Raw genomic sequence first — 17,597 nt, 5'->3', positions numbered from 1 at the left:
TCCTTGATTTCGGAAAGCAAATAGCCGCAATGACCGGCCATCATCCATATCAATGGCAAAAATCGCCTGCGATACTGATCCCATGCAAGATCGGACGCAAGCCCCAGCAGCAAGTCCGGCACTCGCCGGCCCCGCCTTTACCTTGGCAAACGCGGTCCCGCCGCATCTCTGGTTCGGCGTCAGCGCCGTGTTCCACTATCTCGGACCGGCCTTCGCGGTGCTGCTGTTCCCGCATGTCGGCGTGCTCGGCATGGCTTGGCTGCGCATCGCCACCGCGGCACTCGTCTTTGCCCCGTTGACCCGGCCATGGGCGGTCTTCGCCCGCGCCGATCGCTCGACGCGGTTGTTGCTTCTGGCCTTCGGCGTCTGCCTTGGGGTGATGAATTGCTCGTTTTACCTGGCGCTCGACCGGCTGCCGATCTCGCTGGTGGCGGCGATCGAATTCGTCGGCACCATCGCCGTTGCGCTTGTTGGCCTCAGAAGCCCGCGCAATCTCGCCGCCCTCGCGATCGCTGTCGCCGGCACCCTGTTGCTGATAGACGTCAAATGGTCGAGCGATCCCGTCGGCCTGTTCTGGGCCTTCCTCAACGGCATGCTGTTCGTTGGCTACATCGTGCTCGGCCACCGCGTCGCGCGCGGCGGCGCCGGCGATGGCATCGTCGGGCTGGGTGCCGCCATGGCGGTCGCCCTTCTCGTCGTTCTGCCGATCGGTTTCGCCGATGCTCTGCCGGCTTTCTCGGCGCCGCCGCTGCTGCTTGCGGCGGTCGGCGTCGGCATCTGCTCGTCGGTCATTCCCTATATATGCGACCAGCTTGCCATGTCGCGGCTGCCGCGCTCCAGCTTCGCGCTGATGCTGTCTTTGCTGCCGGTCACCGCGACGTTGATCGGCGTCATCGTGCTGCGGCAGGTGCCGAGCCTCACCGACTGCGTTGGCATCGCGCTGGTGGTGGCCGGCGTCGCCCTTCACAAACCGGCGCCGGCGCCCACCTGATCAGTTCAGCTTCTCCTTGAGGAAAGCGATCGTCCGGCCCCAGGCGAGGTCAGCCGCCTTCTTGTCGTAGCGGGCCGCCGACGTATCGTTGTTGAAGGCATGGTTGGCGCCTTCATAGACATAGACCGAGTATTCGACATGAGCCGCGTCGAGTGCCTTCTTGAAGGCATCGATGCCGGCATTGGTGCGGGTGTCGAGGCCGGCATAATGCAGCATGAGCGCGGCCTTGATCTTCGGCACGTCCTCGGCCTTTGGCTGCATGCCGTAATAGGCGACGGCGGCGGCGAGGTCCGGCGCGTTGACGGCCAGCATGTTCACCGTGCCGCCGCCCCAGCAGAAGCCGACGGCGCCGACCTTGCCGTTGCCGTCCTTGTAGCCTTTGAGGTAGGCGACCGTTGCCACGGCATTGGCGGCGACCTGTGCTGGATCGAGCTGGGAAAACAGGTCACGTGCCCTGTTTTCATCGTCCGGCGTGCCGCCGAGCGGTGTCATGAAGTCCGGCGCGAGCGCCACGAACCCTTCCAGCGCAACGCGCCGCGCCACGTCGCGAATATGCGGGTTGAGACCCCTGTTCTCATGCACGACGATGACGGTACCAAGCTTGCCGGTCTGGTCTCCCGGCCTGACCAGATAGCCCTTCATCTCGCCGCCGCTGCCGGGATAGCTGATGTCCTCGCCTTTCACACGCGGATCGTCTTCCGCCACGATTGCCGCCTGGGCCGAGTTCGCCGCCAGCAGCGGCGCGATCGCGGCAGCTGCCGCACCCGATCCGGCAAGCCTGGTCAATTGCTCCATGAAGCGCCGCCGGTCGAGCGTCAGATGCGTGTATTCGTCATAGGCATCGATCATCGCCTGGGTAATGACAGGCTTGGCGGCAGTGGGTCCGGCAGGTGTTGTCATGGCGCGCTCCTCGTGGGCCCCCGCGGCAACATAGAGCCGAAGCTTGCCTGGTCCAGTCACGGCTGAGTGAGGCTGCCAAAAGTCCCTGCACGACGACCGTGATGCTCGGCGCCGCACTGTCGTTAAATTTTGGTCCTTTGTGGCAATGCTAAATGCACGCACCACGATGTAAAAAGAAGTTACCGGGCTATGCCTCATTCGGGCCATCTGGCGAACGAGAATGGCCATTTGGCGGGAAAAGAATGCGTGATTGACGACGAAGGAATACGCCCATGACCTTTCTCTCCCCGCTTCTGGCAAGTGGGTTCGCCCTCGCCGCCATGGCTTTGCTGGCGCTGCGGTTCACTGCCTTCCCCGCCTTCAAACGATCGTTGATCAAGATCCGCGTCAACCGGCACCCGCCCGCAAACACCAAGGCCTGAGGAAAGATCATGGACGTTCAGGACATCATCAACACCGTCTCCCAGAAATCCGGTCTCAACCAGGCTTTGACGGAAAAGATCGCCGGCACGATTTTCTCGGTGCTTGAACACGAGGCGGAAGGCACGACCCTGTCCAGCTTCTTTGCCAGAATCCCGGGAGCCGACGCCCTGGCCAAGCAATATGATGTCATGGCTCCCGGCGCGGCTTCCGGTGGTGGCCTCCTGTCCTCGCTGGAGGGCGCGCTCGGCGGCGCTCTCGGCGAAAAGACCGGCGCGCTGATCAACGGCGTCGCCATACTCAAGGCATCAGGCCTTACGCTGACACAAATCAGCCAGGCCGGCACGATGCTGGTCCAGCAGGCCGAGGCAGCAGCCGGCCCGCAGCTGACCAATGAGGTCCTTGCATCGGTACCCGACCTGAAAGGGCATCTCGGGCTCTGAAGGAACTTCTCTATTTCGGCAGCGTATAGGCCATCACATAATCGCCCGGCTTGGTGCCGACCGAGCCGTGGCCGCCGGCAACGATGACGACGAACTGGCGTCCGTCGGCTACCGTGTAGGTCATGGGTGTCGACTGCCCGCCGGCAGGCAGCCGCGCCTGCCAGAGCTGTTTGCCGGTCGTCAGGTCATAGGCGCGCACATAGTCGTCGACCGCCGCACTAAGGAAGGCGACGCCGCCGGCAGTGATCATCGGCCCGCCAATGCCGGGCACGCCGACCTTGAACGGCAGCGGCAGCGGCGTCATGTCGTAGACGGTGCCATTGCGATGCTTGTAGACGATCTTGCCGGTCCGAAGGTCGGCACCCGCCACATAGCCCCAGGGCGGCGCCTGGCAGGGAATGCCGAGCGGCGACAGGAACGGCTTCAATATCACTGCGTAAGGCGCACCCTCATTGCGGTTCAGGCCTTGTTCGCTGCCCTTGGTGTCACCGGGCGGCGGCACGTCGGCGCGCGGCACCAGTTTGGAGATGAACGCCAGGTATGTCGGCATGCCGAACATCACCTGCCGGACCGGATCGACTGCCACACCGCCCCAGTTGAAGGTGCCGAAATTTCCGGGGTAGATCAGCGAGCCCTGCAGCGATGGCGGGGTATAGCGGCCCTCATAACGCAGCTTCCGGAGCTCGATCCGGCAGGCCAGCTGGTCGAACATGGTGATGCCCCACATGTCGGCGCCGGTCAGCGGTTTCGGACTGAAGCTCAGGTCCGAGATCGGCTGTGTCGGCGAGGTATGATCGCCCTCGATCGCGCCGCCCGGCGCCGGCACTTCCTTGACCGGAACGATCGGCTCGCCACTGCGCCGGTCGAGAACATAGAGGTCGCCCTGCTTGGTCGGCCCGACCAGCGCCGGCACCACGCCACTTTCCGTGGTGATGTCGACCAGCGTCGGCTGCGCCGGCACGTCCATGTCCCAGAGATCGTGATGCACGGTCTGCCGCACCCAGCGCAATTGTCCGCTGTTGAGATCGAGCGCGGTGATCGACGAGGAGAATTTCTCGTCATTGGCGCTGCGCCCGGCGCCGAGCTGGTCCGGCGTCTTGTTGCCGAGCGGCACATAAAGCAGGCCGAGCTTTTCGTCGGCGCTTGCCGTCGACCACATGTTGGGCGAGTTGTTGGTGTAGGTCTGGCCCGGCGGCAGCGGCGTCGTCTGGTCTGGATTGCCGGAATCCCAGTTCCACAACAGCGCGCCTGTGTCGGCATCGTAGGCACGGATGACCCCGGACGGCTCCTGCGTCGAATAATTGTCGTTGACCGCGCCGCCGACGATGATCTTGTTGGCGACGATCAGCGGCGCCGACGTCGAATAATAATAGCCCGGCTTCGGATATGGCATGTTGGCGAGCAGGTTCAGCGTGCCGCCTTCGGCAAATGTAGGACAGACCTGGCCATTCGCCGCGTCGAGCGCGATCAGCCGGGCGTCGGATGTAGGCAGGTAGATGCGCGTGGCGCAGGGCTGGCCGGCAGCGATCTTGGCGTCGGCATAATAGGACACGCCGCGGCAGGTCTGGTGCTGGCGGTCCTTGTTGAGCTTGACCTGCGGATCGAAGCGCCACTTCTCCTTACCGCTCGCGGCGTCGATGGCGATGGCGAAATTATGCGGCGTGCAGATGTAGAGCGTGTCGGCGATTTTCAGCGGCGTCACCTGATAGGTCGTCTCGCCGATGTCGTCGGGCCCTTTCACGTCGCCGGTGCGATAGGTCCAGGCCGGCTGCAGATTGGCGACGTTTTCGGGGGTGATCTGGTCGAGCGGCGAATAGCGCTGGCCATAGGGCGTACGGCCGTAATAGTGCCATTCGCCGGGCGGCACGTTGCCGCCGAGATCGGCCGTCGGCGTCACCTTGTCGGTGTTGAGTTCACCCGTAATATCCTTTGGATCGACCGTCATCGAATAACCGGCGACGGCAAGCGATGCCAGCACGGCGAGGATAAGTGGTGCGCGTCCGTCGGGACCGGTAAGCCCGCGCCGCGCCCATGGCGTCAACAGCCATAGCGCGACAAGCACGATGATGCCGCCGCGCGGACCGAGTTCCCACCAGTCGAAGCCGATCTCCCAGACCGCCCAGGCGAGCGTGCCGAGCACGATCGCCGCGTAGAGCCACAGCGCCGTGGTTCTGCGCCTGTAGAGCAGCCAGGCCGCGACAAGGAAAGCTAGACCGGCGATGACGTAATACCAGCTGCCGCCCAGCGTCACGAGCCAGATGCCGCCGCCGCCAAGCGCCAGGCCGATGAGGAAAAGGATCAGGGAGGTGATGACCACAGCCAAGACGGTGCTCCTTCGACTGGTGCGCTCCGCGACGCGTCCATGGGCAACCCGGCATTGCGCTCCTGCCCCGAGCACAACTTTCTCCGGCCCGCCTCCCCTGTCAAGCAAGCTCGGCGTTTTGCGGCGCCGGCCCATCGCAAGCCCGGCGTTTTGGTTAGCAGACCCATTCAGATTGTGAGTTCTACCGACTGGACAGAGAACAAAACGGAGACGCTTCTGGCCTTTCGCTGCCGAATCACTACATTCGGGGAGAGATGTCCGGCTTTTCGGAAGACATGCCCTTTTTTGACGAACCGAACGCGCGGCCCGTGGCCCCGTCGGGCATTGCCGCGCGCGCCATGGCTGCCCGCAGCAACCAGAACAACGCGCCCGATTATCTCAACGGCCTCAACCCCGAGCAGCGGCTGGCGGTGGAAACCACCGAAGGCCCGGTGCTGGTGCTGGCCGGCGCCGGCACCGGCAAGACGCGGGTGCTCACCACCCGCATCGCCCACATCCTTGCCACCGGCAAAGCCTTCCCTTCGCAGATCCTCGCCGTCACCTTCACCAACAAGGCGGCGCGCGAGATGAAGCAGCGCATCGGCCTGTTGATCGGCGAAGGCAATGTCGAGGGCATGCCGTGGCTCGGCACCTTCCATTCGATCGGCGTCAAACTGCTGCGCCGGCACGCCGAGCTGGCCGGGCTCAAATCCGACTTCACCATTCTCGACACCGACGACGTGGTGCGCCTGATCAAGCAGCTGATCCAGGCCGAAGGGCTGGACGACAAGCGCTGGCCGGCCAAGCAGTTCGCTCAGATGATCGACGGCTGGAAGAACAAGGGCCTCGGTCCCGCCGACATCCCCGAGGGCGATGCCCGTGCCTTCGCCAACGGCAAGGGCCGCGAGCTCTACAAAGCCTATCAGGAGCGGCTGCAAACGCTGAACGCTTGCGACTTCGGCGATCTATTGTGCCACCCGATCCGCATCTTCCGCGCCAATCCGGACGTGCTGAAGGAATACCACAAGCGCTTCCGCTACATCCTCGTTGACGAGTATCAGGACACCAACACCGCGCAATACATGTGGCTGCGGCTGCTGGCGCAGCGGCCGCAATCCTCCCCCCTTGAGGGGGAGGTGCCCGCGAAGCGGGCGGAGGGGGTTGCCGCAGAAGGCACCGCTAGAGCGTCGAGCACTGCCGCCGGTAGGTCGAGCACTGCCGCACGGACCCCACCCGACCGGGCTTCGCCCGGCCACCCTCCCCTCGAGGGGGAGGGAAGCCCGCGCCTGTCCACCGTAAATATCTGCTGCGTCGGCGACGACGACCAGTCGATCTATGGCTGGCGCGGCGCCGAGGTCGACAATATCCTGCGCTTCGACAAGGATTTTCCTGGCGCCACCATCATCAGGCTGGAGCGCAACTACCGCTCGACCGCGCACATCCTCGGCACCGCCTCCCACCTCATCGCCCACAATGAGGGCCGTTTCGGCAAGACGCTGTTCACCGAAAAGATCGCCGAGGACGACGAGAAGGTGCATGTCCACGCCGCCTGGGATTCCGAGGAGGAGGCCCGCGCCGTCGGCGAGACGATCGAGGCCTACCAGCGCCAGAAGCACAATTTGAACGATATGGCGATTCTCGTCCGCGCCTCCTTCCAGATGCGCGAATTCGAGGACCGCTTCGTCACGCTCGGCCTCAACTACCGCGTCATCGGCGGCCCGCGCTTTTATGAGCGGCTCGAGATACGCGATGCGCTGGCCTTCTTCCGCGTCGTCGCGCAAGGCGCCGACGACCTCGCTTTCGAGCGCATCGTCAACGTGCCGAAACGCGGCTTGGGCGAGGCCACCATCCGCCAGATCCACGACACCGCACGTGCGCTGCGCATCCCGATGCTGGAGGCGGCGGCAAAACTTGCCGAGAGCGACGAGCTGAAGCCGAAGCCGCGCGCGGCACTGCGCGAGGTGTCGGCCAATTTCGAGCGCTGGCAGAAGGCGCTGGAAACCACGCCGCACACCGAGCTCGCCGAGACCATACTGGAGGAGAGCGGCTACACCGACATGTGGAAGAACGACCGCTCGGTTGAAGCGCCCGGTCGGCTCGAGAACTTAAAAGAACTGATCCGCTCCATGGAGGAGTATGAATCGCTGCGCTCCTTCCTCGAACATGTCGCCTTGGTGATGGACGCCGAGCAGAACGCCGAGCTCGATGCCGTCAACATCATGACGCTGCATTCGGCCAAGGGCCTCGAATTCGAAACCGTGTTCCTGCCCGGCTGGGAGGAAGGCCTGTTCCCGCATCAGCGTTCCCTCGACGAGGGTGGCCGCTCCGGCCTGGAGGAGGAACGCCGCCTCGCCTATGTCGGCCTGACCCGCGCCAAGAAGAACCTGCACATCTGGTTCGTCTCCAACCGCCGCATCCACGGCCTCTGGCAGTCGACCATCCCGTCGCGCTTCCTGGAAGAACTGCCGGAAGCCCATGTCGAAGTTTCCGAGAGCGGCAACTCCTATGGCGGCTACGGCAATGCCTATGGTGGCGGCTCGTTCGCCTCCGGTCGTGGCGGCCAAGGGGCGGGCAGGCAGAACCCCTATGGAGCATCGCGCTTCGACAACATCGGCGGCAATAACGGCGCCGAGAAATCCGGCGCTTTCTCCAGCACCTATGCGACGCCGGGCTGGCAGCGCGCTCAAGCCAACCGCACCGAAGCCACCGACCGCAATTGGGGCACGCGCTCCGGCCATCAAGTCGAGCGCATCGGCTATGGCGAAACCGACTCCGGCTACGGCGCCGGCCGCACCTCGGTCAAGGGCCGCACCATCGACGGCGAGCTGGTCGCCAAATCCGTCGCCGACACGCCGTCCCCCTTCAGCGTCGGCGACCGCGTCTTCCACCAGAAATTCGGCAACGGCAACATCTCGGCCATCGAAGGCAACAAGCTGACCATCGACTTCGACAAGGCCGGCCAGAAACGCGTGCTGGACGGGTTTGTCGCTGCGGTGTGAAGTTCAAGTTGGGAAAGCAAATCGTTCCACAATTTTATTTGCCAGGAAACGAACAACATCCTCTCGTTCGATATTATACTCAAATGAACTGTTTCCAAACCCGCTGACATCAATCGCTTGCAATTCCTCGTTGGATGACAAGAAATATCTCCAGTTGAGCGCATACCAATCTATTTTATTCTTCCTTTTATCTGGTTCATCTGAGAACCGATAGAGATTCTTGACATCTCGATACGTCAGGGTTCCATTTTTGGCCTTCGAAAACAACACCGGCGACGAAAGCTTCAAATCACAAAGTATATGTATCAATGCTGGATGGCGGATGGTTCTTTTGTTTGTAAAAGCCAGACACAACCCAAACAGTGTGCAAAGGCGCTCAAGTCGACGGAGAGAATACTCTCCTCTTTCCCAGACAAGTGAAATAAATTCCGCGAATCCGTCCTTCAAACGGCCAGATTCGTCGTCGTCTGGCATCTCTTTAAGGACATTCAAGACAAACTTCTTTAGAAGCCGATCATTCTCTCTTTTTTCGAATTGCGGAAATGTAACTCTAAAATGAATGAATTTCTCGAGATACAAACTCGAATCTATCTCGGATCCGTACATTTTTCTGGTCGCTGCCGAGAGCTGATCAAGCTGGCAAACAAGGAGAAAGTGAACGTTCTTGACAGAAAATAGATGTTTTATCGTCTCCAAAACCGACAAAGCATATGTTGGTCTACGTCTATCAAGCTCGTCTACGATAAATATAAGAGGCTTTTGACTGTCGTCTGCCGACATAAGGTCCGAAAGGGTTTGGCGAAAAGTCTCGAATGCTTTCTTCTCCGCTTTCGCGCTTTCCAATCGGTTGTCAATAATTTTGTCGAGTTCGGCTTCGATCTCTTTGCCCACCTCATTGGCTATATCTTCATTTGCATCTTCGAAATCAGAAGCCCGAACCACACCGGCTGTTAGCCCGCGAATTGCACCTTTTATAGCAACCCGCCCGACAATCTTCGCTACGTCTTTTGCTTTTGCCTTAAGTGCCTTTTTTTCTTTCGGTTTTATTCCCGTCTCTTCAATAATCTCTGCAGCAAGCGAAACAAAAACGTCGGAATCATAGTCGCGTTTAAATGCATCGAAATAGACAACTTTGAATTTCTGATCCCTTGCCCTACGAGCCAAACGTCTTGCAAAGACCGTTTTTCCTGATCCCCATGGCTCGTCAAGCGCGACAACCAATGCATCATCGCTGAGATCAAAAACCTTTAAAAGCCCATCGCCAAACAAGTCGCGGCCGAAAATATCTTCACTGGCTCCAACTGCTTGCTCAATATCCGGCGCAAGTATCTTCATCTAACGCTCCCTCAAAGCAGGAGCCGTTTCTAGCACATCAAATCGCTTATTTAAGCTTGACCCAACGCCTATTCACTAGTTCTTTTTGCCAGCCCTGCGGCGAGGCAGACCGATGAGGCGCCCTCACCGATACCTTGCCTGGTTCCATTTGTGGCCGAGCAGCGACAGGATGATGATCAGCCCGTTGAAGAACTGCACGTAAAAGCCGCTCAACCCCGCCGCCACCACGCCGGTCTGAATGAACGACACTGTGACCGCACCGATCGCGCCGCCGACAACAGTGCCGATGCCGCCCCAGGTCGGGGTGCCGCCGACGAACACCGATGCCAGCACCGGCAGCAGGTATCCGTCGCCCGCCGTCGGCCACCAGGTGAAGTTGATCATCACCGAGAACGTGCCGGCGATCGCCGCGCCGATGCCGACGAAGACGAACACTTTTACGCGCACGCGCTTGACGTCGATACCCATCTGCTGGGCGCTGTCTGGATTGTCGCCGACCACCTTGACCTGGGCACCGAAGCGATGGCGGTTGTAAAGCAGCGCCGACAGCACGACGAAGCCGATGGCCCAGAAGATCTGCACCGGAATGCCGTAAAGCTGGCTGGAGAAGATCTTGTGGGCCCAGCTGTCGGCAAGGCCGGTCAGCGCCGTCGACCTGCCCTCGTTGATGATCTGGATCAGGCCGCGCAGCAGGAAATTCATGCCGAGCGTGGCGATCAGCGACGACAGCCCGCCATAGACGACCAGCGAGCCGACCAGGAAGCCGAGCAGCATGCCGGTGACCATTGCGGCGGCGATGCCGAGGAACGGGTCGTAGCCGGCCTGCACGACCAGCGCGAAGACCCATGAGGCAAAGCCCATCGTCGCCGGAAACGACAGGTCGATCTCGCCGCAGGTGACGACGAAGACCAGCGGCACCACCACGAACAGCGCCACCGGCAGCGTGGTCAGCACGGAGCTGTAAAGATACCAGGTGGTGAACACGATCGGATTGGCGATCATGAACACCGCCATCATGACGATGAACACGGCAAGCGTGCCGAGCGCGGCGCGGTTGTCGAGGATGAACCCGCGCAGCCAATTGTCGGACGGGTGTCTCCACTCTTTCCCGGCGGTTTCGCCATGCGTGCCGCCGAGGGGGCTCTGCAGATCGGGTTCCATGGTCTTGCTCATCGTGCCGCCCTCCCCGCATCGCCCGCGTCGTGCAACCCCGGCAATCCGCTGGGGTGGGCGACGTCCTCCATGAAATTGATCAGGTCTTCGGCCGATTTGACCTCGCTGCGGTCGGCGGTGAGCGCGACCTTGCCGCGGTCCAACACCACGAAGCGATCGGCGATATCGAAGACGTGGTGGATGTTGTGGCCGATGAACAGGATCGAGCGCCCGCTCGCCCGCACCTGGCGCACGAAGTGGAAGACCTTGGCGGTCTCGGTCAGCGATAGCGCGGTCGTCGGTTCGTCGAGGACTATCAGCTCCGCCTTCTTATAGATGGCCCGCGCGATCGCCACGCCCTGGCGTTCGCCGCCCGAGAGCTGACCGACGATCGACTGTGGCGTGAATACTTTCGAGGTGAAGCCGATCTCGCGCATCAGCCGGCTCGCCTCCGCGATCTCCTTGTTGACCTTCAGCCAGCCAAGCCAGCCGGTGAGCTCGCGGCCCATGAAGATGTTGCGCACGATCGTCTGCTGCACGGCGAGCGCCCGGTCCTGGAACACCGTCTCGATGCCGGCGTCGCGCGAGCGCGCAGGGCTCCATCCGGTCACCGGCTTGCCGCGGACGAGAATCTCGCCGCTGGTCGGTTTGACCACGCCGGACAGGATCTTGATCAGCGTCGACTTGCCGGCGCCATTATCGCCGATCAGGCCGACCACCTCGCCTCGATCGACGCTGAGATTGACCCCGCCAAGCGCATAGACCTGGCCATAGGACTTGCTGATGTCGCGCAGTTCGATGATGCGTTCGGCCATGGCGATCCTCGCTTGATTGTCGCGTGCCGGCCTTTTCGCCGGCGGTCCCGCCGGCCGGGCTCAATCCCGGCCGGCGGCTTGGGAGGTCAGCGCAGCGCCTGCTTGGCGAGCTCGGCGACAATCTCGTAATTCTGCGGCGTGACGAAGCCGGCGCCGGTATCGACATTCATCGGTGCGAGACCCAGCACAACCTGCTGGCAGAGGCTGAGGATCGGCAGATAGCCCTGCAGGAACGGCTGCTGGTCGGCCGTCAGCTGCACCCAGCCGCCCTTGAAGCCCTCGACGATCTGCGGGCTGGTGTCGAAGCCGAAGTTGAAGATATCGCCCGGCTTCCTGCCCGCCGCCTGCATGTAAGTCGGGACGTTGCCCAGCATCTGTCCGCCGGGATAGCCAACCGCCTTGACGTCGGGATTGTTGAGCAGTGCCGCGGTGATCACCGGAAGGGCCAGATTGGGGTCGGAAGCCCATTCGCCGCTCGGTGGCGAGGAGAGCTGTATGACCTCGACGCCCGCTTCCTTGAGGGCAGCGACAGTGCCGCGTTCTCGCGCGCCGCGGCTCTCGTTCTCGAACGGGCCGATCATGATTGCCTTGTCGCCGGCCTTGAGCCCGGCCAGCTTGACCGCCTCGGCGCCAAGCGCGCGGCCCTGCTGCTCCTGCTGGGCACCGACATAGCCGCCGCCGAACGCCGCCGTGACCGTCGGCACCGGCACGTTCTGGTACATCATCTTGATGCCGTCCTTGTGCGCCTGTTCGGCCAGCGGCATGATCGCGGCGTCGCCGGGGTGGCCCATCATGGCGATGCCTTGGGGCTTGACCGCGACAGCCTCGCGCAATTGCTGCACCATCTTCTCGACATCCCACTGGGAAAAGATGTAGTCGACCTTCGGCCCGAGATCGGCCGCCGCCTGCTTTGCGCCATTATAGACGATCGTGCCGAAGGCATCGCCCTCGGCGCCGCCGACGAAGAAGCGGATATGGACGTCCTTGCACCACTGGGCATCGAGCGCCTGCGCCGGCAAGGTCGAGAGTGCGGCGGCGAGCGCCATCGCGGCCGCCGCGACGGTCGAGCGCAGAACTGTCCTTCTCATCGTAATGCTCATGCACTTATCCTCCCTTTGTTCCCTCGCTAGCCGAGGGGTTTTGACGATCGCTTCGGCAAGGCGCCGCAATCTTTCCCTGGCCGGCACCTCCCGCCGGCTTGTCCTGTTTTTATGCATGTCGTTATCGCAAAACCGCTGGGCACTTTTGCGCGACATGCATTAGCCTCACACCGGGTTCGGCAGGTAGCTCGCGCCTCCCCGGCATTGTTGGAGATAGTCCAGCGCACGCGCCTGGCCGGTGATCTCGAGATCGCCGCGATAGACCGGGTCGTGCCAGCCCTCAATGTCGATGGCGCCCTTGTAGCCGGCCAGCCGCAGCTCACTGATCACCCGCGTCCAGTCGCTATCGCCGAAGCCAGGGGTGCGCATCTGCACGAACGGCAGGCGGCCGAACACGCCATGTTCGCGGATCACGTCCCAGCGCACCGTCGCGTCCTTGCCGTGGACGTGGAAGATACGCGGCGCCCATTTGCGGATCTGCGGGATCGGATCGATCAGATAGACCAGTTGATGGCAGGGCTCCCACTCCAGGCCGAGATTGCCGTCCGGCAACTCGTTGAACATCAACTCCCAGGCGTCCGGATTGTGGGCGATGTTCCAGTCACCGCTGGCCCAGTTGCCGTCCATGGCGCAGTTCTCGAACGCGATGCGCACGCCCTTGTCGGCGGCACGCCTGGCCAACGGTCCCCAGACCTCGCGGAAACGCGGCAGGCTGTCGGGCAGCGGCTTGCCGCGAATGCGGCCGGTAAAGCCGCTGACCATATTGGTGCCGAACAGATGCGCGTTGTCGATGATCGTTTCCCACGCCTGGAGCACGCCGCGATCGATCTCGCCGCTCTCCAGCGGATTGCCGAAAACGCCGATCGATGAGACGATGACATCGGCATCGCCGATCGCCTCGCGGATCTCGCCCGCTAGCCGCGGAATGTCCTTGCCGCCCAGCGTCTGCCAGAAGAACGGCTGGATGCTCTCGAAGCCGAGCGGCAGGATCTGCCTGACATAGGCGGCCGGGTCGTCGAGATTGGCCCGCACCATTGTGCCGATCCTGATGTCGAGCAGCGGGTTTGGCATCATGATCCTTCCTGTGCAGCGATGGCGACCCGGCGCCCGGTCTCGGCGCTCTCGATCGCAGCGAAAACCATGGCCAGGCTCTTGATGTTGTCGGCGCCGCGCGTCTCCGGCTCGGTGCCGGTTTCGACGGCGCGGACGAAATCCTGGATGATGCCGAGATGGCCGCCGACGCGATCGGCCGGGTCGAGCGGCGGCACGGCTATCGGTTCGGTGCGGTCGAACAGGCCTTCACGGACCGGCTGCACGATTTCCGCCTTCAGCCCGTCCTCGCCGTCCCACACAATGCTGCCGCGCTCTGCGACGATCCGCCATGTACTGTCCCAGCTGGTGCGGAAGCCGGCCGCGCACCAGCTGCCGGCATAGGTGAACAGCTTGCCGCCGCCGAGGTCGAAGCTTGCGGTCGCCGACGACCCTTGCCGATACCAGGAATTGGCCGGCTCCCACTCCTGGCAATAGACACCGGTCGGCTCGCCGGCCGCCATGTAGCGGGCGGCATCGAATGTGTGGATCGCCATGTCGAGCAGCAGCACATGACGCATCTCCTCGCGAAAGCCGCCGAAATGCGGCGCGACGAAGAACTCGGCATGGATGCTGGTTGGCGCACCAATGGCGCCGGAATCGAGAAAGCGCCGGATGCGCCTGACATTGGCGACATAGCGGCGGTTCTGGACGACGGCATGGATACGCCCGGCGCTGCGGGCGGCCTCGACGATGGCACGCGCATTGTCCGGGCTGTCGGCGAGTGGCTTTTCGGTCAGCAGGTGGCAATTATGGGCAAAGGCGGAAAGCGCGACCTCGCGGCGGGCGGCGGGAACCACCACGTCGAATACCGCGTCGGGCCTGGTCTGGTCGAGCACGGCGTCGAGGTCGGTTCCAATGATGGCGCTCGAAAGCTCGTATTCGCGCGCCCTCGCCCGCGCCCGTTCGACATCGATATCGACCAGGCCGACAATGGCGAGCCCGTCGATCTGCCTGGCTGCATCGAGCCATGCCTTGCTCATGGCGCCGCAGCCGACCAGGACGACATTGATCATCCAGTGCTCCTCCCTCTCGGCCCCTCCAGACCGATCGTCACGGCGTTCACGGCAGGGCCGTGAATGTTTTCCGTAAACGTTTACGAGAACACACCCGATGGCGTAGAATGTCAATCGGCCGATAGCGAAAAACGTGATGCCGGCTTGGCCTGAACAGCAGCCGGTGCTAGCCAAGCAAGGGGGAGAACTGTCCTTTGGCGTCCAGCATTCACGACCTTGCGCGTCACCTGAACATTTCGATCGGCACGGTGTCGCGCGCGCTCAACGGCCGCGCCGACGTCAACGCCGACACACGCCAGCGCGTGCTCGATGCGGCCAAGAAGCTGAATTATTCGCCGAACCAGTCCGGCCGCAGTTTGCGGCGCGGCGCCACCCATTCGATCGCCTTCATGCTGCAGCCGCATCCGGGCGATCAGGAATATGGCGAGCCGTTCTTCATTCCGTTCCTGACCGGGTTGCAGGCCAAGCTCGCCGAAAGCGGACTCGACCTGATCGTGGTGATGGGCGCGCCGGGCGACTATCAGCAGGAGCGCCTGCGCCGTGTCGTCGAGACCCGGCGGGCCGATGCGGTGGTGCTGGCCTGGACGCGGCGCGAGGACGAGCGCATCGACTATCTGACCCAGGCCGGTTTCCCGTTCGCGACGCTCGGCCGCAGCCGCTCCGGCGGCGATGCCTACCCCTCGCTCGACCTCGACTTCGAAAAAGCCGGTGCTGACGCGGTCGATCGTCTTGTCGCGCGCGGTCACCGCCGCATCGCGGCCATCCGCCCGTCGCTCGATCTCAATTTCGGCTATCTGTTCCTCGCCGGCTATCGCAAGGCGTTGCGGCGGCACGGCATCGAATTCGACCCCGAGTTGATCGCCGACGGCTTCATCAACGAGGCAGGCGGCTACGCGGTGACGCCGAAGGTCATGCGCTCCAAGGACCCGCCGACCGCCATCATCTTCAACAATGACGCGATGGCGCTTGGCGGCTGCAAGGCTTTGGCCGAGGCGGGCATCAAGCCCGGCCACGACATCGCGGTGATCGTCATCGTCGACACCCCGCTCTGCCGCTATTTTTCGCCGGCGCTGACCGGCTTCCGCCCGGCGCTTGAGCCGATGGGCGAGCGGCTGGCCGAAATGCTGCTGGCATCGATCCCGGCTTACGCCGGCGCCGAAGGCGCACGCATCATCCGTGAAGTCTGGCCGCTGCAGCTGATCGCGCGCGACAGCGATTGAGCGCGGCACTTCCCTTCTCCCCTTGGGGAGAAGGTGGCCGAGCCCACGGGTCTTGCCTTCGGCAAGCCAGAGGACAGGCTCAGCTCGGTCGGATGAGGGTGCTCCAGCTCGGCACCGAGGCACTCCGTCCAGCACCCCTCTTCCGTCTCGGCGCTGCGCGCCGATCCACCTGCTCCCACAAGGGACGAAGGAACAAGCGCCCTCTGTCACGCAAGTATCATGTTCGCGTCCTAGACCTTTTTCGGAAAGCGCTGGCGGCATGTCGATGCGACGCCCGCTTCGGCTGTTTTGTCACAAAGAGGATTTCCATGAAAAACCTGCACCGAAACGCGTCCCTCGCGGTCGCGCTGGCGATGTTCACCGCCTTGACTCCGGCCTTGGCTGAAAACGCAGCGACCGTCGGCGGCGTCAGCTTCGTCAACAAGGGCCTGGTCGGTGTCGGTCGCATCCCGGCCAGCCAAAGGGACAAGTTCGGCGAGACGTTTGGCTCCGGCTCGGGCATGGCGATCGACGCTGCCGGCTGGACGCATGGCGCCGATGGCTATAAGGGCTCGCTGTGGCTGCTGCCGGATCGTGGCTACAATGTCGTCGGCACCACCGATTACCGTCCGCGCATCAACACGATTGCCATCGAATTCGCCCCGATCGCACCGGGTGCGGCACCAGCCGCCGGCCAGGAACAGTCGGGCCTCAAGGCAACCCTTGCCGACACCATGCTTTTGACCGACGACAAGGGCGCCGACGCAACCGGCCTCGATCCGCTCAACGGCGTGCGCGCCGCGACCGACGACATGCCGATCCTGCCCGAAGCCAACGGCAAGCTCGCGCTCGATAACGAGGCGATCGTGCGGCTGCCCGACGGCACCATGTTCATCTCGGACGAATATGGTCCGAACATCTACCACTTCTCCGCCGATGGGCGTCTGATGTCGGCAACGCAGTCGCCGGCGGCGCTTGTCCCGATGCGTCATGGAACGCCGAACTTCGCGTCCAACAATCCGGGACCGGGCGCGGCAGACCCAGATCCGACGGATCCCGAAACCGGCCGTCAGAACAACCAGGGCCTCGAAGGCATGGCACTGACGCCGGACGGGAAGTTCCTGATCGCTGTGCTGCAATCGGCCCCCAGACAGGATGGCGGCGATTCCGCTTCGACGCGCCAGAACACGCGCGCGCTGGTCTACGATGCCTCGGATCCGGCCCAACTCAAGCTTGCGCATGAATATGTTGTGGCGCTGCCGGTGTTCACCGATGCCAAGGGCAAGACCAAGATTGCCGCGCAGAGCGAAATCGTGGCTCTGTCGGACAAGACCTTCCTGATGCTGGCGCGCGACAGCGGCAACGGCCAAGGGGTGAAGGGCGACACCTCGCTCTATCGCGAGATCAGCGTCGTCGATGTGTCGGCGGCAACCGACATCGCCGGCACCGAGTTCGACAAGGACAAGCCGGTTGCGCCCAAAGGTGAGCTCGATCCCTCGGTGACGCCGGCCAAGCTGACGCCGTTCATCGACATCAACGACAAGACCGAGCTCGGCCGCTTCGGGCTGCACAATGGCGCGCCCAATGACCGCAACAACCTTTCGGAGAAGTGGGAGGCGATGTCGGTGGTGAGCGTCCTCGATCCAACACGGCCCGACGACTATTTCCTGTTCGTCGCCAACGACAATGACTTTCTCACCCAGGACGGCTTCCAGGTCGGCGCGGCCTACAAGGCCGACGATGGCGCCGATGTCGACACGATGTTCCTGGTCTATCAGGTCACGCTTCCAGGCCTCGCCGGGAAGTAGCGACACCCCCAGGCAGGCGGACGCGCCG

The 17,597-nt window shown here is 63.0% G+C and carries 14 protein-coding genes; 6 read left to right on the top strand and 8 right to left on the bottom strand.

The features are described 5' to 3' along the window. Positions 1–82: 82 nt before the first annotated feature. Complete coding sequence (locus NKH78_RS11695) at positions 83–991, top strand: EamA family transporter (RefSeq protein ID WP_352739959.1); 909 nt, start codon at positions 83–85, stop codon at positions 989–991. On the opposite strand, the gene NKH78_RS11690 is transcribed toward NKH78_RS11695, so the two are convergent. Then, the gene (locus NKH78_RS11690) at positions 992–1,891 is read right to left on the bottom strand and encodes a dienelactone hydrolase family protein (RefSeq protein ID WP_352739960.1); all 900 of its coding nucleotides are present in this window, start codon (positions 1,889–1,891) and stop codon (positions 992–994) included. Between the two features lie 272 nt (positions 1,892–2,163). Here NKH78_RS11690 and NKH78_RS11685 point away from each other — a divergent pair, with 272 nt between their 5' ends. Both NKH78_RS11685 and NKH78_RS11680 read left to right on the top strand, forming a co-directional pair. Further along, positions 2,164–2,313, top strand: a complete 150-nt coding sequence (locus tag NKH78_RS11685; protein WP_352687615.1) for a hypothetical protein — start codon at positions 2,164–2,166, stop codon at positions 2,311–2,313. Positions 2,314–2,322: 9 nt separating this feature from the next. Then, entirely contained in the window at positions 2,323–2,754 is a 432-nt protein-coding gene (locus NKH78_RS11680; RefSeq protein ID WP_352687613.1) for a hypothetical protein, read from the top strand. 10 nt (positions 2,755–2,764) lie between these two features. Here the strand turns inward: NKH78_RS11680 and NKH78_RS11675 are convergent, their stop codons facing one another. After that, positions 2,765–5,077: a glucose/quinate/shikimate family membrane-bound PQQ-dependent dehydrogenase gene (locus tag NKH78_RS11675; RefSeq protein ID WP_352687611.1), complete on the bottom strand. Its 2,313-nt coding sequence runs from the start codon at positions 5,075–5,077 to the stop codon at positions 2,765–2,767. 254 nt (positions 5,078–5,331) lie between these two features. Between NKH78_RS11675 and NKH78_RS11670 the strand changes: the two genes are divergently transcribed. Further along, positions 5,332–8,055, top strand: a complete 2,724-nt coding sequence (locus NKH78_RS11670) for an ATP-dependent helicase (RefSeq protein ID WP_352777656.1) — start codon at positions 5,332–5,334, stop codon at positions 8,053–8,055. A 3-nt stretch (positions 8,056–8,058) separates the two neighbouring features. Here the strand turns inward: NKH78_RS11670 and NKH78_RS11665 are convergent, their stop codons facing one another. From NKH78_RS11665 to NKH78_RS11640, 6 genes are all read right to left on the bottom strand, one after another. Continuing rightward, complete coding sequence (locus NKH78_RS11665) at positions 8,059–9,390, bottom strand: KAP family P-loop NTPase fold protein (protein WP_352741134.1); 1,332 nt, start codon at positions 9,388–9,390, stop codon at positions 8,059–8,061. Between the two features lie 123 nt (positions 9,391–9,513). After that, positions 9,514–10,563: an ABC transporter permease gene (locus tag NKH78_RS11660; RefSeq protein WP_352741135.1), complete on the bottom strand. Its 1,050-nt coding sequence runs from the start codon at positions 10,561–10,563 to the stop codon at positions 9,514–9,516. Beyond that, positions 10,560–11,357, bottom strand: a complete 798-nt coding sequence (locus tag NKH78_RS11655; protein WP_352450092.1) for an ATP-binding cassette domain-containing protein — start codon at positions 11,355–11,357, stop codon at positions 10,560–10,562. Before NKH78_RS11655 ends, NKH78_RS11660 begins: the two co-directional genes overlap by 4 nt. Before the next feature lie 86 nt (positions 11,358–11,443). Next, positions 11,444–12,457 (bottom strand): substrate-binding domain-containing protein, encoded by a 1,014-nt coding sequence (locus NKH78_RS11650; RefSeq protein WP_023676725.1) that lies wholly within the window; start codon positions 12,455–12,457, stop codon positions 11,444–11,446. 165 nt (positions 12,458–12,622) lie between these two features. After that, positions 12,623–13,531, bottom strand: coding sequence for a sugar phosphate isomerase/epimerase family protein (locus NKH78_RS11645; RefSeq protein ID WP_352741137.1), 909 nt, complete (start codon positions 13,529–13,531; stop codon positions 12,623–12,625). Further along, positions 13,528–14,562, bottom strand: coding sequence for a Gfo/Idh/MocA family protein (locus NKH78_RS11640; RefSeq protein WP_352475349.1), 1,035 nt, complete (start codon positions 14,560–14,562; stop codon positions 13,528–13,530). Before NKH78_RS11640 ends, NKH78_RS11645 begins: the two co-directional genes overlap by 4 nt. Before the next feature lie 194 nt (positions 14,563–14,756). Between NKH78_RS11640 and NKH78_RS11635 the strand changes: the two genes are divergently transcribed. Further along, positions 14,757–15,782 (top strand): LacI family DNA-binding transcriptional regulator, encoded by a 1,026-nt coding sequence (locus tag NKH78_RS11635; protein ID WP_352475350.1) that lies wholly within the window; start codon positions 14,757–14,759, stop codon positions 15,780–15,782. A 308-nt stretch (positions 15,783–16,090) separates the two neighbouring features. After that, positions 16,091–17,569, top strand: coding sequence for an esterase-like activity of phytase family protein (locus tag NKH78_RS11630; RefSeq protein ID WP_352777658.1), 1,479 nt, complete (start codon positions 16,091–16,093; stop codon positions 17,567–17,569). The last annotated feature ends 28 nt before the right edge of the window (positions 17,570–17,597 follow it).

Source organism: Mesorhizobium sp. M0910, assembly GCF_040319465.1.
Classification (GTDB): Bacteria; Pseudomonadota; Alphaproteobacteria; order Rhizobiales; family Rhizobiaceae; genus Mesorhizobium.
This window is presented reverse-complemented; position numbering and strand designations above follow the sequence as displayed.

Excerpts from the sequence above, each read along its gene's own strand:
- NKH78_RS11695 (WP_352739959.1), top strand. The coding sequence starts at position 83 with ATGCAAGATCGGACGCAAGCCCCAGCAGCAAGTCCGGCACTCGCCGGC.
- NKH78_RS11690 (WP_352739960.1), bottom strand. The coding sequence starts at position 1,891 with ATGACAACACCTGCCGGACCCACTGCCGCCAAGCCTGTCATTACCCAG.
- NKH78_RS11685 (WP_352687615.1), top strand. The coding sequence starts at position 2,164 with ATGACCTTTCTCTCCCCGCTTCTGGCAAGTGGGTTCGCCCTCGCCGCC.
- NKH78_RS11680 (WP_352687613.1), top strand. The coding sequence starts at position 2,323 with ATGGACGTTCAGGACATCATCAACACCGTCTCCCAGAAATCCGGTCTC.
- NKH78_RS11670 (WP_352777656.1), top strand. The coding sequence starts at position 5,332 with ATGTCCGGCTTTTCGGAAGACATGCCCTTTTTTGACGAACCGAACGCG.
- NKH78_RS11665 (WP_352741134.1), bottom strand. The coding sequence starts at position 9,390 with ATGAAGATACTTGCGCCGGATATTGAGCAAGCAGTTGGAGCCAGTGAA.
- NKH78_RS11660 (WP_352741135.1), bottom strand. The coding sequence starts at position 10,563 with ATGAGCAAGACCATGGAACCCGATCTGCAGAGCCCCCTCGGCGGCACG.
- NKH78_RS11655 (WP_352450092.1), bottom strand. The coding sequence starts at position 11,357 with ATGGCCGAACGCATCATCGAACTGCGCGACATCAGCAAGTCCTATGGC.
- NKH78_RS11650 (WP_023676725.1), bottom strand. The coding sequence starts at position 12,457 with ATGAGCATTACGATGAGAAGGACAGTTCTGCGCTCGACCGTCGCGGCG.
- NKH78_RS11645 (WP_352741137.1), bottom strand. The coding sequence starts at position 13,531 with ATGATGCCAAACCCGCTGCTCGACATCAGGATCGGCACAATGGTGCGG.
- NKH78_RS11640 (WP_352475349.1), bottom strand. The coding sequence starts at position 14,562 with ATGATCAATGTCGTCCTGGTCGGCTGCGGCGCCATGAGCAAGGCATGG.
- NKH78_RS11630 (WP_352777658.1), top strand. The coding sequence starts at position 16,091 with ATGAAAAACCTGCACCGAAACGCGTCCCTCGCGGTCGCGCTGGCGATG.